The sequence below is a fragment of the uncultured Roseobacter sp. genome (assembly GCF_947491795.1).
In the GTDB taxonomy this organism is placed as follows: domain Bacteria; phylum Pseudomonadota; class Alphaproteobacteria; order Rhodobacterales; family Rhodobacteraceae; genus Roseobacter.
Genome location: NZ_CANLKW010000002.1, coordinates 561,298 through 574,878, shown reverse-complemented (window position 1 = coordinate 574,878; position 13,581 = coordinate 561,298). Strand labels below are relative to the sequence as shown.

General features: G+C 56.4%; 14 protein-coding genes. 8 read left to right on the top strand and 6 right to left on the bottom strand.

Features of this window, described 5'->3' with window-relative positions; genetic code table 11:
- Positions 1 to 43: 43 nt before the first annotated feature.
- Positions 44 to 961 (bottom strand): LysR family transcriptional regulator, encoded by a 918-nt coding sequence (locus Q1A34_RS09640; protein ID WP_300034104.1) that lies wholly within the window; start codon positions 959 to 961, stop codon positions 44 to 46.
- A gap of 113 nt (positions 962 to 1,074) precedes the next feature.
- On the opposite strand from Q1A34_RS09640, the gene Q1A34_RS09635 reads away from it, so the two are divergent.
- The 3 genes from Q1A34_RS09635 to Q1A34_RS09625 are packed head-to-tail and all read left to right on the top strand — an operon-like array spanning position 1,075 to position 3,628.
- Positions 1,075 to 1,851 (top strand): CmcJ/NvfI family oxidoreductase, encoded by a 777-nt coding sequence (locus Q1A34_RS09635; RefSeq protein WP_300033393.1) that lies wholly within the window; start codon positions 1,075 to 1,077, stop codon positions 1,849 to 1,851.
- Positions 1,852 to 1,864: 13 nt separating this feature from the next.
- A complete protein-coding gene (locus Q1A34_RS09630) occupies positions 1,865 to 2,827 on the top strand; it encodes a TIGR03571 family LLM class oxidoreductase (RefSeq protein ID WP_300033392.1) in 963 nt (320 codons plus the stop codon).
- Positions 2,828 to 2,839: 12 nt separating this feature from the next.
- Positions 2,840 to 3,628 (top strand): SDR family NAD(P)-dependent oxidoreductase, encoded by a 789-nt coding sequence (locus tag Q1A34_RS09625; protein ID WP_300033391.1) that lies wholly within the window; start codon positions 2,840 to 2,842, stop codon positions 3,626 to 3,628.
- Between the two features lie 319 nt (positions 3,629 to 3,947).
- Here Q1A34_RS09625 and Q1A34_RS09620 read toward each other — a convergent pair whose 3' ends face one another.
- The 3 genes from Q1A34_RS09620 to Q1A34_RS09610 form a co-directional block, all read right to left on the bottom strand.
- The gene (locus Q1A34_RS09620) at positions 3,948 to 4,997 is read right to left on the bottom strand and encodes a permease (protein ID WP_300033390.1); all 1,050 of its coding nucleotides are present in this window, start codon (positions 4,995 to 4,997) and stop codon (positions 3,948 to 3,950) included.
- 55 nt (positions 4,998 to 5,052) lie between these two features.
- Positions 5,053 to 5,370, bottom strand: coding sequence for a metalloregulator ArsR/SmtB family transcription factor (locus tag Q1A34_RS09615; protein ID WP_300033389.1), 318 nt, complete (start codon positions 5,368 to 5,370; stop codon positions 5,053 to 5,055).
- Between the two features lie 461 nt (positions 5,371 to 5,831).
- Positions 5,832 to 6,479, bottom strand: a complete 648-nt coding sequence (locus Q1A34_RS09610) for a GntR family transcriptional regulator (protein WP_300033388.1) — start codon at positions 6,477 to 6,479, stop codon at positions 5,832 to 5,834.
- Positions 6,480 to 6,619: 140 nt separating this feature from the next.
- On the opposite strand from Q1A34_RS09610, the gene dctP reads away from it, so the two are divergent.
- The 5 genes from dctP to Q1A34_RS09585 all read left to right on the top strand — a co-directional run bounded on the left by dctP (position 6,620) and on the right by Q1A34_RS09585 (position 12,295).
- Entirely contained in the window at positions 6,620 to 7,606 is a 987-nt protein-coding gene (dctP, locus tag Q1A34_RS09605; protein WP_300033387.1) for a TRAP transporter substrate-binding protein DctP, read from the top strand.
- 66 nt (positions 7,607 to 7,672) lie between these two features.
- Positions 7,673 to 8,221, top strand: coding sequence for a TRAP transporter small permease (locus Q1A34_RS09600; RefSeq protein WP_300033386.1), 549 nt, complete (start codon positions 7,673 to 7,675; stop codon positions 8,219 to 8,221).
- On the top strand, positions 8,221 to 9,537 hold the full coding sequence (locus Q1A34_RS09595) for a TRAP transporter large permease (RefSeq protein WP_300033385.1): 1,317 nt from the start codon (positions 8,221 to 8,223) through the stop codon (positions 9,535 to 9,537). Before Q1A34_RS09600 ends, Q1A34_RS09595 begins: the two co-directional genes overlap by 1 nt.
- The gene (locus Q1A34_RS09590; RefSeq protein ID WP_300033384.1) at positions 9,534 to 10,787 is read left to right on the top strand and encodes a malonyl-CoA decarboxylase; all 1,254 of its coding nucleotides are present in this window, start codon (positions 9,534 to 9,536) and stop codon (positions 10,785 to 10,787) included. The genes Q1A34_RS09595 and Q1A34_RS09590 overlap by 4 nt, the downstream gene beginning before the upstream one ends.
- Positions 10,784 to 12,295 carry a malonyl-CoA synthase gene (locus Q1A34_RS09585; RefSeq protein WP_300033383.1) on the top strand — a complete coding sequence of 504 codons (1,512 nt, stop codon included), beginning with the start codon at positions 10,784 to 10,786 and terminating at the stop codon, positions 12,293 to 12,295. The genes Q1A34_RS09590 and Q1A34_RS09585 overlap by 4 nt, the downstream gene beginning before the upstream one ends.
- A 757-nt stretch (positions 12,296 to 13,052) precedes the next feature.
- Here Q1A34_RS09585 and Q1A34_RS09580 read toward each other — a convergent pair.
- Together Q1A34_RS09580 and Q1A34_RS09575 are read right to left on the bottom strand one after the other, a co-directional pair.
- A complete protein-coding gene (locus Q1A34_RS09580; protein WP_300033382.1) occupies positions 13,053 to 13,205 on the bottom strand; it encodes a hypothetical protein in 153 nt (50 codons plus the stop codon).
- Between the two features lie 56 nt (positions 13,206 to 13,261).
- A complete protein-coding gene (locus Q1A34_RS09575; RefSeq protein ID WP_300033381.1) occupies positions 13,262 to 13,579 on the bottom strand; it encodes a muconolactone Delta-isomerase family protein in 318 nt (105 codons plus the stop codon).
- Positions 13,580 to 13,581: the final 2 nt, after the last annotated feature.

Below are 13,581 nucleotides of genomic sequence, written 5' to 3'. Positions count from 1 at the left end.
CCGCCTGACTGATCACACAAGTCTGGTTGCCAACGCGGGCGCCTCACTGCCCGACCGGATGCAGCCAGGGAGGTTTCTTCCCGATCTCTGCAATCAGGAAGTCCATGAACAAGCGGACCTTTGGCGAGAGCACGTTTGATTTCGGGTAAATCAGCCAAAGCACGTTCTCTTCTGCGCCCTCATGATCCGGAAGAACCCGTTTCAGCCGACCTGACGCCAATTCCCCATGAACACTCCAAAGCGCATTCAGCGAAATACCCGCGCCCGCCAGTGTTGCGTTTTTCTGGCTCAGGCCGTCATCCATGATCAGCTGGCTCTGTGCTGCTCCCGGATAATAGACCCCTGAGTTGCCGTGTACGGTTTTCAGCTGCCTGGGGCGAAGATCACGAAAAGCGATCAGTTTGTGGGCGACCAGGTCCTCTGGTTTCTGCGGTTCCCCGTGGGCTTCCAGATAGTCAGGAGCAGCGCACAGAATACGCGTATCGTCCGCGAGTTTGCGGCCTTTCAGGCTGGTATCAGGGAGCGGCGCATTCCGAAGCGCCAGATCAAAGCTGCCTTCGATCAGATCAAACTGAACGTCCGAAAGGCGCAGATCAAGGATTAGACCCGGATGCTTCTCCAGGAATTTCGGCAGGATCGGAGCGATATAGGACTGCGCAAAAGTACTTGGTGCGGCAAAACGAAGTGTGCCCGAAATTTCTGCTGATCGCTGACCCAGGGCCGTGAGGGCCGCATCTTCCTGCGCGATTATCTCTCGCGCAAAAGGCAGGAAGTCCGCACCCTCTACAGACAGGGACACTTTGCGCGTTGTGCGGTGCAGCAATTCCGCGCCGACACTGTGTTCCAGTTTGGCAAGTTTTGCGCTGGCGACCGCAGGGGCCATACCCAGACTGCGCCCGGCTGCACTGATGTTCAGAAGCTCGGCGGCCAGCGCGAACAGGCGCAATCCATCTGTATCCATACTCATTATATACAATTACCGAATTGTGTATGTAATTTTAAGCCATTTATTTTGGTATACGAATAAACCAAATCAGTCTGCAGAGATAACACTTAACTGAAATGGGTTCTGCGATGACATCGAGCGCAACAGTAAACTACCATGTTCACAAGGACGAACGTCAGTGTTTTGAACTGGACGCCGGCGGCATTGCTGGCAACCTGATCTCGCCTGAGCTTGCACCAACCCGCGTATCAGTTGCTGACATGCGTGCAGAGGCCGAACCTGTCCGCTTTGAGCGGGACGCCGTTGAATTTGCACAAGCACCAGGCGCGGTCCGTGATTTTACCGGAGACAGCTGGAAAGACCTTTATGATCAGGAACTGACCGCGCTCCTCATGGACCGTCTGGGAGTGCAGGAGGTTGTCGTTTTCGACCACACGGTGCGCATCGACGACCCCAAAGCCATCCGGAAACCCGCTCGCAACGTGCACAGCGACTACAGCGAGGACGGCGCCAAACATCGTCTGATCGATCTGCTCGGAACAGAGAAAGCCGCTGAATGGAGCGGTGGGCACTTTGCGTTCATCAATGTCTGGCGGCCGGTTGAGCACCCGATCAACAGCGCTCCGCTGGGCTTTGTACGCCCTTCCAGTGTCGCCTCTGACGACTGGATCCTGCTGGACCTGATCTACCCTGATCGAAAAGGCCAGATCATGGGGCTGGTGGGAAATCCGGCGCACGCCTGGGTGTATCAGTCAAAGATGACACCGGATGAAGTTGTATTCTTCAACATTTATGACAACCAGGGTCTGCCATCAATCGCACACAGCGCTCTCGATATGGTCGAGGACCCGAACGTCACGACAATCCGCAAAAGCATCGAGAGCCGGACGCTTGTGCGGTATTGAGGGAGGCATTGTTTTGGATAGAACAGCAACCGGAAAGTTCCCGGTGATCAACAAAGCTTATAACCGGGTTTTTCGCCCCGGTCGGCTTAGTCTGGGGCTGGTACTGCCACTGGAGGCTTACGCGGTGGGTGCTGAGCCGACAATGCGCGGGCATGTAAAGATCGCTCAACTGGCGGAACAGTTGGGATTTCAGGCGTTGTGGCTGCGGGATGTTCCGTTCAACGTGCCTGGCTTTGGGGATCCCGGACAGATGTTTGATCCATTTGTCTATCTGGGCACGCTCGGCGCGATGACCGGACATATTGCCCTGGGAACCGCCAGCATTATCCTGCCACTGCGCCACCCGGCGCATGTTGCGAAGGCAGCGGCGACAGCGGACGTTTTGTCGGCGGGCCGGTTGCTTCTCGGTGTCGCTTCCGGTGACCGGCCCGAAGAATACCCGGCCATGGCGCAAAACTACCCTGAACGCGGCGCCCGGTTCCGGGATAGTATTGCGTACATTCGCAGGATGGCGGAGCCTTTTCCGCGGCATGATAACCCGCTGGGTATCCTGTCCGGCCAGACAGACATGCTTCCAAAACCGAGCGGGTCACGTCTGCCGCTTCTGATCACGGGCGGCAGCCAGCAAGCGCCTGACTGGGTCGCACGAAACGGCGACGGGTGGATGACATATCCGCGGGATCCGGGGTCGCAAAATCGCGCAGTTGCCGAATACCGCGCGCACCTCAAAGCGGCAGACCAGCCGGACAAGCCGGTCATGCAGTCGCTTTACGTTGACCTTCTGGATGATCCGCACGCCGGGGCACGGCCCATCCACCTGGGCTTTCAGTCCGGCACCGGATTTCTGCGCCGGTATTTGCGCGAAATTGAAGCCCTCGGCATCAATCACGTGGCTCTGAACCTGCGCTTTAACAGCGCTCCAATCGACACGACACTCAAACGGCTGGCAGAAGATCTGCTGCCCGACTTCACTTAAAAGGACCGATCCATGACAAAAACTATTCTGATAACGGGCGCCACTGATGGCATCGGGTTGCTGACCGCCAAAAAGCTGGCGGCTGCCGGGCACCATGTTCTGCTGCACGGTCGCAACGATACCAAACTGCAGGCAGCCGCAACTGAGATCGGCGGGAATACCGCAACCTTCAGCGCCGATCTGTCAGACATCGCTGCCGTTAAAGAACTGGCCAGTGCCATCCACTCCAGACACGAAAAGCTCGATGTGCTGATCAACAATGCGGGCGTGCTGAAAACGCCGCACCCCACACTGGCGAGCGGTCTCGACGTCCGGTTTGTGGTCAATACCCTGTCACCATACCTGCTGACGGATCGGCTGCTGCCGCTGATCCCGCAGACCGGTCGGGTGTTGAACCTGTCGTCAGCGGCGCAGGCGCGGGTAAACCTTGATGCGCTGGCGGGCAAAACACGCCTGTCGGATATGGAGGCCTATGCGCAGAGCAAACTTGCCATCACGATCTGGACGCGCGAATGGGCCAGAGAGCTTCCGGATGGGCCAGCCATGATCGCCGTGAACCCAGGCTCACTGCTGGCATCAAAAATGGTCAAAGAAGGCTTTGGCGTCGCGGGCAGTGATCTGAACATCGGCGCTGACATCCTGGTCGATGCAGCCCTGGGCCCACGTTTTGCGGATGCATCCGGATCGTACTTTGACAACGACAGTGGTGCTTTTGCGGACCCCAACGCAGCAGCGCTGGATGCGGATCACGCTACTGCGGTCATGGAGGCGATACGGGCCTTCGCGCGGGAGAACACATAAACCACGACACGCACCAGCTCTTTTACCGCATCTCAAGCCTTCGCAACACCGATGACGGGGACCCGCACAGGGGCCCCCATCAACTGATCACTGCAAAGCCAGATCGACATCGATATTGCCTCTGACAGCGGCTGAATAGGGACAGATCCTGTGCGCGCCATCGACAATTTTCTGTCCGGTTTCCTTGTCGATGCCGGGCAGAATACTGCCTGGGGCAGTGGCGCATTCGCTTGTCCGGCAATCGTCATTTACAGCCCGAACGTGGCCAATACATCTTCGAACAGACCCGGGAAACGAATGTCGCCCGGGTAATTCGTTTTCAGATCGTTTGCCAAAGCTGAAACAGGAGGCCAACGGCAAAGGCACCCGAAAGGGACAGAAGGATGTAAAGGACAAAGACACGCGGTTTTGCGAGCGCCCAGACGGCCATTGCCGCCGGGATCGAGGTGACGCCACCCGCGACAAGAAAGGCCATACCTGCCCCAGGCGCCATACCCTGTTCGATCAGCCCACCAACCAGAGGCAGGGCTGCATAACCGTTCAGATAAGCAGGAACGCCGACAAGAGTTGCCGTGACGATGGGCAACACGCCGTCACCACCAAGAGCTTGGGTCACCATTTCAGCCGGAACCCACGCCAACATCAGACTTTCGAGAATGAAGGCCAGAAACAGCCATTTGCCGAGGAAGAGAGTGTTGCTCAACGCGTTGCTGGCAAATTTTGCGCGGCGCTCACTATCAGTCCAGAATTTCCAGACCACCGGCTTTGGTGCCCGAACCTTGGCGCCCCCGCAGCCACCATTGCCAATGCCCTCTCGCAGCGGGTCATTCAGTGCTCCGCCCTTGCTCAGCATGTAGACAACAGCACCGCCGAAAACACCCAGCCCGATGGCTGCAAAGGTTTTTGCGACCGCGAACTCCGCACCCAGAACACCTGCTGTCAGAAAGAACATGGAGGGGTCCATAATAGGAGAGGCCAGCCAGAAGGCCATGACCGCCGACAGGGGCACACCCATCGCAAGCAGTGCTGCGATCAGCGGAATAACGCCGCAGGAACAGAAAGGCGAAAGACCACCTGCCACGGCGCCCAGCAGTATCATAACGACAGGAGCTCCGGTAAAGGCGCGGGCGATCAGATTGTCCGCCCCGGTCGCACCTGCAAAGGCCGCGACAGCAATTGAAAAGATCAGATATGGCGCGGTGTGCAGCAGAGCCGCCACTGCGAAATCTGTGCTGTCGACGGCCTGTGGCCGGTCAAATACAGCCAGAAGCAAGAGAATCAACGCCGAAGCCAGCCAGACGCGCTGTTCAGAAGCGAATTTCCAAAGCACAGCACCTGGCCGTACGGAAATATGGGAGGAGGCAGACATAGTTATATATCCAGTTTTGTAGTTTTTTCAGAGTGAAGAAAATACCCGCATGCCATCACGCGGCATTCTCTTTTTGATTGAGTGACACGCCTTCGCAGCACTCGGATGTTATGAAATCTGCAAGCTGCTGCGCGACGTCAAAATCTGCACGGTTTATTACATCCCGGCCAACTTTTTCCTGCACAACCAGTTCAGCAGAAACAAGCGTCGAAAGGTGATGCGCCAGTGTCGATGGTGCCATGTCGAGATGCTGCACTATCTCCCCAACCCGCAAGCCGTCGCGCCCTACCCTGACAAGCAATCGAAAAATTGCCAGCCGGGCATCGTGACCGAGGGCTGCAAGAGCGCGGGCATGTCTGGTTCGAATCGTCATGCCACAAACATAACTACTAAACTAGTTTTGTAAAGACGCATATGGATTTGCACCCGCCAGCAATTGATCAGGGGTGTCAGACATCCGCGCGCAGCGGTCCCGCCACATCGTTTTGCAAAAGAGCAACTTTGCCTGATTTTCATCATCAGCGCGTTGACCGTGAGAAACCGTTTGTGACACCTGATCGCTGACTGTCCCCGGGTATGACCGGTCACCGACCCACCGGCTGGTTTGGACATTCAGCCTCACATTGATACACCGGCACGTCCTGAAACAAAGGGGGCGACCACTGCGGTTGCATTCGGTCCCTCGCCGCATTCAGCCCCATTCGATATTTGGTGCTGCACGGCCCGCTGAAGGATGCATGCACCGCACTTACGGCAGCAGGACTTCAGAACCCCGAAGAACGTTCCCTAATTGCGGAAGCCAAAGGCCAGTTACGACCGGTCAAACGGCAAAACTCAGCGCTTAAGGCTTGCCATAAGCTGATGGAATTTTTCACCCTGGACGGCAACGTGCCCCCTCAGCGCCCTGGCGGTGTTATCCGCATCACCATCTCTGAGGAATTGCAGGATTTCGGAATGCTCGCTCATGGATTGCCTGAGCCGTCCCCGGAAACGGAGCTGAATCCTCCGGTAGGCTCTCAGGCGGTTTTGCAGCTGCTTCGCCTGTTTTTCAAGGAAACTGTTCGCGGCGCCCCTGTAGATGATCTGGTGAAACGTCTCGTTTTCCGAATAGTAGCGATCGTGATCTGACGCCTGGATAGCCTGCTGGCAGCGATCGTTTGCGTCTGCCAGCGCGTCCAGTTCCTGATCACTCATGCGCGTCGCAGCGAGGCGGCCACAGACGGCCTCGATCTCGGCCATCGTTTCAAACATTTCCAGCAACTCAACTGGTCCTGGCTGGCGGATGAAAACGCCGCGGCGCGGGATTTGCTCGGCCATGCCGGATGTGACCAGCACCTGCAGAGCTTCCCGGATCGGCGTTCGGGAAACATGGAACTGCTCAGCCAGCTTCAGCTCATCGAGGCGATCACCGTCCTGAAATTCACCCGCAAAAACAAGCTGTTCAAGCGTATCTGCAATCTGGTCTGCACGTCTGATATCCATCTGTACTATCTACCACGGCATCAGTTCAAAATGCAATATCAGAGTTATTGTATACAAGATTATTGACTTGTTATGCGAGGCGTGTGACCTTCCCGCGCAGCGTCAACATCACAAGTTGATACACACCCAGGGAGGAAATTATGAATTTCGCGAAACTGACGGCGACGGCCATCGCAGCGTGCCTGACCATTGCATCGGCGGCGAGTGCTGAAACACTGCGCCTGTCGCACCAGTGGTCCAACAAAGACATACGTCACCAGGTCGCGCAGATGGTTGCCGATGATGTGGCCGCCGCCGGCGTTGATCTGGAAATCCAGATTTTCGGTTCCAAGTCTCTTTTCAAGCCCCGTGAGCAATACCGCCCGCTGAGCCGCGGCCAGCTTGACATGACCGTTCTGCCGCTGAGCTACGCGGGTGGCCAGCAACCTGCCTATAACCTGACGCTGATGCCCGGCATGGTGAAGAACCACGATCACGCCGCCCGCCTGAGTGCATCGCCGTTCATGGCTGCACTTGAGGAGAAAATGGCCGACGATGACGTAATGGTGCTGGTACACGGCTACCTCGCCGGTGGCTTTGTCGGCAAAGACAAGTGCATCACCAAGCCAGAGGATGTCAAAGGGCTGCAGACACGCGCGGCGGGTAAGGCGTTTGAACAGATGCTGGCCGGTGCTGGTGCGTCGATCACAGGCATGGCCTCATCCGAGATCTACAACGCGATGCAAACAGGTGTTCTGAACGCGGCAAATACGTCGTCTTCGTCCTTTGTATCTTACCGGATTTACGAGCAGGTCAGCTGCTACACACCCGCGGGCGATGTTGCGCTGTGGTTCATGTATCAACCGCTTCTGATCAACAAATCGAGATTTGACGGGCTGAATGCCGACCAGCAGAAAGCATTGCTGAAAGCGTCTGCAAAAGCACAGACATTCTATCTGGAGGAAGCCAAAAAGCAGGACGCTGCATCCGAGCAGGTATTCCGCGACGCGGGTGTCGAAATTGCCCAGATGTCCGCCGAAGACTTTGAGGCATGGCGCGCGCTGGCACAGGAAACCTCTTATGCCAAGTTCGTCTCTGAAGTTGAGGGCGGCCAGGAGCTGCTCGATATGGCACTGGCTGTCGAGTAACCGACCTGATTGGGCCGTGCTCGTGCGTGGCCCAATCCCATTTACCCGTTGTTTAAGGACATCACTATGGCAGGCCAAAGCTCTGTCGCGGTGGCACAGACAGGGAACAACCCTTTTCTGCGTCTCGTGGCTGCTCTCTCTACACTTGCAGGCTGGTGCTCGGCCGCGATGATCGTTGCGGCGATCGGGATCACCTGCCAGATGATCTTTGTGCGGTTTGTGCTGAACGGGTCGACCATCTGGCAGACAGAGGCGGTGATATACCTTGCCATTGGTGCGACCCTGATAGGTCTTCCCTACGTTCAGCGCCTGCGGGGACATGTGAATGTCGATCTGATCCCACTCGCTCTGGGGCCACGTGCGCGTTTCGTTCTGGCGATGTTCACACTGTCGCTGTCCATCGTGATGGTCGCGATCATGCTATGGCATTCTTATGAATTCTGGCATCTCACTTGGGAGCGCAACTGGAAGTCTGACACTGTCTGGGGCGTGCGACTGTGGATACCTTATCTGGCTTTGCCCATCGGATTTGCCCTGTTTATGCTGCAACTCATTGCAGACATGGTCGCGATCCTCCTGAAAATTGAAAAACCATTTGGCCTGGAGGACGGGTAGTGGATCCGCTCACACTCGGCGCGATTGTCGCTGTCTGCACCATTTGCGTCCTCTTTTCCGGGGTCTCCGTGGCCCTCGGCCTTTTGATTGTCTCTACAGCCTTCATCATGATCTTCGATGGCGTGCGCTCGCTGGAACTGCTGCCCGAGATCCTTTTCGGCAAGCTTGATAACTTCGCACTTCTGTCGATCCCGATGTTCATTATTATGGGGTCGTCCATCGCATCCACGCGCGCGGGTGCCGACCTCTATGAAGCATTGGAGCGCTGGCTGACCCGTGTGCCGGGCGGTCTTGTGATTTCAAATCTTGGCGCCTGCGCGTTGTTTGCGGCGATGTCCGGCTCCAGCCCGGCGACATGCGCCGCCATCGGCAAAATGGGCATCCCGGAGATGCGCAAGCGTGGATACCCTGACGGTGTTGCCGCGGGCTCCATTGCGGCAGGCGGCACTTTGGGTATCCTTATTCCGCCTTCGGTCACGATGATCGTTTACGGCATTGCGACAGAGCAATCCATCGGGCGCCTGTTTCTTGCCGGTGTCCTCCCAGGCCTTATGCTGGTCGGCCTGTTCATGGCCTGGTCGCTCTATGCAACATGGAAATCCGGCGACCAGAAATTGCTGGCACAGGGCACCTACTCGTGGAAAGAAAAAATCGAAATTTTGCCACGGGTCCTGCCGTTCCTCTTCATCATCGTGGGTGTGCTTTATGCGATGTATGGCGGGGTCGCCACGCCGTCGGAAACAGCAGCAGTCGGCGCTCTGTTGTGTCTGATCATCGCAATGGTGATCTACAAACTGTGGAACCCTGCGGATCTGTGGGTCGTCTTGCGCGACAGCACCAAAGAAAGCGTGATGATCCTGTTCATTATCGCCGCGGCCGGTGTCTTTTCCTACATGTTATCAAGCCTGTTCATCACACAGTCCATTGCGGCATGGATTGGAACGCTGGATGTGAACCCATGGGTGCTGATGGGCGCGGTCAATATTTTCCTGCTGATCGCGGGGTTCTTCCTGCCGCCTGTCGCTGTGATCTTGATGGCAGCGCCTATCCTCCTCCCGATCATCACGACAGCGGGCTTTGATCCGATCTGGTTTGCAGTTGTTCTGACCATCAACATGGAAATCGGCCTGATTTCGCCTCCCGTTGGCCTGAACCTTTACGTGATCAACGGGATTGCGCCGGATATCTCGCTGAAAACAATCCTCAAAGGGTCTCTTCCATTTGTCGCCTGTATGGTCATTGCGATCATTCTGCTGTGCATCTTCCCGGGACTCGCCACCTGGCTGCCAAACGCTGTCATGGGGACTGCGATATGAGTTACCTCAGCGGTCTGTTCTCAACCGTGTTTGAACGTCGTTTCGCACGCGCCGTATCGACGGATGCACAGGGACGCGCGATTGCCGATCTGGCCCGCGACCTGCTGGGCACCCAGGGTGAGGTGTCCGGAACCACGCTGGCGCGTTTAATTCTGGACCAGTATGCGCGCGCTGATGCTGAGGGCAAAAAGGCGTTCTTTGACTTTCTGCTATGCGATCTGGAAATCGACCCGGTCGAGGTTGTGGAAACCCTGAAAGACTACAAAGCTTCGCCGTCAAAGCGCAGCTACCGTGCTTTTGCTGTTGCAAGTGAGCCGGGTCGCCAGGAACTGCTGCGACGGCTCAATCAGGTACGTGGCGGGACACAGCGTCTGGTATCCATGCGCCGGGATCTGTTGGATATGATGCGCCAGGACCCGGCACTCGAGCTGCTGGACGTTGATTTCCAGCACCTTTTCGCATCCTGGTTCAATCGCGGGTTTCTGGTTTTACGGCGCATCAACTGGTCGAGCCCCGCGGCAGTTCTGGAAAAGATCATCGCCTATGAGGCCGTCCATGCCATTGACAGCTGGGACGATCTGCGTCTGAGGCTGCAACCTGCTGACAGGCGTTGTTTCGGGTTTTTCCACCCGGCAATGCCGGATGAGCCGCTGATTTTTGTTGAGGTTGCTCTCACCCAGGGCATCCCGAACTCCATCCAGACACTGCTGGCCGAAGGGCGCGCGCCGATTGAGGCAGAGGAAGCCGACACGGCAGTATTCTATTCTATCTCGAACTGCCAGGCCAGCCTCTCGGGTATCTCCTTTGGCAATTCACTGATCAAACAGGTGGTCGCTGATCTGTCGCGGGACCTTGCTTCACTCGATACCTTTGTAACGCTGTCCCCGATCCCGGGCCTGGCTGACTGGCTTGATCAACGCCAAACATCAGCGCCCGATGACGCCACCCTGCAAGCACAGGCAGCCCATTATCTGCTGTCCGCAAAACGATACGATCACCTGCCAGCAGATCCGGTCGCGCGGTTTCATCTTGGCAACGGGGCGGCGGTGCACGCCGTTCATGCCAATGCTGACCTGTCTGAAAACGGGATGCGCCAGTCCAAAGGGGCGATGGTCAACTACCTCTATGACCTGTCGCAGATTACCACCAATCACGAACATTTTGTCACTGAAAAGACCGTGGCGGCCTCGGCCGCTGTAAGCAGACTGAGCGCGTCGGTCTCGTCCGGCTTCACAGGAGCACAAGAATGACAAACCCGCTCTATGACACATTGTTTGGCCAGCACGATCAAAGTAGCGCTGTTTTTTTGCATCTGCCAGGTGGCAAAACGCTGAGCTACGCGGACTTCCTGGGAATGGCGGCACAATATGCCGGATACCTTACGCAAATCGGGCTGACCCCCGGTGATCGGGTCGCTGTTCAGATCGAAAAATCGCCACAGGCGCTGGCTGTCTATGCAGCTTGCGCCCAGGCCGGGTTGGTCTTCCTGCCTCTTAATACTGCGTACACGGCGGAAGAGGTCGCTTACTTTGTAGAGAACAGCGGCGCTGGTGTTGTACTGTGTGATGACCGTAAACACAGCGATCTCGTGCCAATAGCCAGACGCTGTGGTGCACGCCTGGAAACGCTGAATGGTGACGGCTCTGGCAGTTTCGCACAGCATTCCGAACCGCTTCCACAGACGTTTGAAACTGTGACACGGAGCGAAGACGATCTTGCCGCGTTCCTTTATACCTCCGGCACGACGGGCCGTTCCAAAGGCGCGATGCTGAGCCAGGGTAATCTGCTATCCAACGCCAGGACGCTGACGAACGCATGGCAATTCACCCCGGCAGACATCTTGCTGCACGCTTTGCCGATTTTCCACACGCACGGTCTTTTTGTGGCAACCAACATCACCTTGCTGGCAGGCGGGCAGATGATCTTTTTGCCAAAGTTTGACTTGGACCAGATGATCAAAGAAATGCCCCGCGCCACCACGATGATGGGCGTGCCGACCTTTTACACCCGCCTGCTGGGGGACGCGCGTTTCACAAAAGAGCTGACTGCGCATATGCGTTTGTTTGTATCGGGCAGCGCCCCGTTACTGGCGGAAACCCACGTGCAGTTCGAGGATCGCACCGGCCACCGTATTTTGGAACGCTACGGCATGACGGAAACAAACATGAACACCTCAAACCCCTACGATGGTGAACGCCGCGCCGGCACGGTTGGGTTTCCATTGCCCGGGGTGGAGCTTAAAATCACAGACAGTCAGACCGGCGCAACGCTGCCACAAGGCGACATCGGCGAGATCGAAGTACGCGGTCCGAACGTTTTTAAGGGGTATTGGCAAATGCCTGAAAAGACTGCCGAGGAACTGCGAAGCGATGGCTTTTTCATCACCGGTGATCTTGGACAGATTGATGCGGACGGATACCTCAGCATTGTCGGGCGCAGCAAGGACCTGATCATCTCGGGCGGCTACAACATCTATCCCAAGGAAATCGAGTTGTTGCTTGATGAGCAGGAAGGCGTGCTGGAAAGTGCGGTCATTGGCGTTCCGCATGCAGACTTTGGTGAGAGTGTTCTGGGGGTTCTTGTGGCAATGCCCGGCGCGGCACCCGATCTGGATCAGATCACTGCGAAACTTTCCAAATCGCTGGCCCGGTTCAAACAGCCCAGAAAGCTGGTGATCTTGCCTGAGCTTCCCCGCAACACGATGGGCAAAGTTCAAAAGAAGGCCCTCAGAGAACAATTCGCCACTACTGGCTGGTGATGGCTTCGGAGCGGACCGTTGGTTCCAGGAGCCCTTCTGACTTCAGAAGCCATCGTGGCAAGGTGGAAGAAGAACCCGTTACCGCTGTCGGGTGCACCACGGGCTCGACCTGATAAACGAACACATCTTCGGCAGCCTGGCCGAAGCCCGGAAGATCATCTAAAAATATGGGAATAATTGTTACACACAAATGCCCCGCACATCGCTTGGCGCACCGGCCCCGGCCGTCTACGCCAATCTCAACCGCAGCACTGCGCCCCGATCAGGGGCGGGGTCACTGCGGTGTATGGTCGGTCAAACTACACAACCACGCAGGACAGCCAATACGGACCCTGGCAACAAGAGCTCGAAGTTGAATATGGAGCCGCCGCGGCATTGCGAAAACTGTCATCAAAGCAACGCGCTGCTCGCAGCCAAAGCCGGTCACTCCGGCATATGCTGCAAATTTGTACTGCAGCCCGGTTCGCAGACATTCGCCTTGTCCGCGAAGTGCATAGTTAAGCGGACTGAGTTGCCATTGTATTTAACCTGCTCAAAGACTGATTTCTGCGATCACAAGCAATCTGAAAACAAGTTTACCAGGGGTCGAATGGGCCTTAATTGAACCGCCCCGCGCGAAGGCAAAGATGTCCCTGACCTCCATCCCCAGGTCGACATATTTCGTATGTCCCGCATCAGGATCAACAACGGACACTGCAAAGTAGCCGCATACATTGTCGAGCTTACAGGGCTCATGCTCCTTATTGCTGAGGGCCGGTCAGAATACAAAATCGCTGTTTTGATCGCTCAGCTGGGTGAGATAAAAATCTTCGAAATCCACCTGGTCGACCAAGGCCAGGCCGCAAACGTCGGAATAGAAAATAATGGCATCGTCCGGAACTCGGAGCATTGATTGGATGCGCTCAGTCATTGCAGGGTTTCAGCTGGGTAAGGGACGCGCTTCCACTGCGCGCCCCGATGATGGCGTTACACGCGTCCAAGCCGCTCTTTGACGTCCGCCGCAAAGTCCTCATAGCGTCGCAGGGATTTCACGTCGACCTGAACAAAATGTCCCATCTTTTGCATGATCGGCAGATCAAACAGAATGCGGTCAAGATCATCAGGGGTTTCGACATCGACTATTGCCAGAACCTTGCGTTCACCCACCACTTTCCAAAGATCGACGACAACACCAGCTGATTTAGCACCAAGTGCCGCTTCTGCTTCTTCGGCCCAGACACCCAGCAGCCCCTGCTGTTGCATTGAGGTGTCATATTCAACTGTAAAGTCGAGTTTGTAGAGCATGG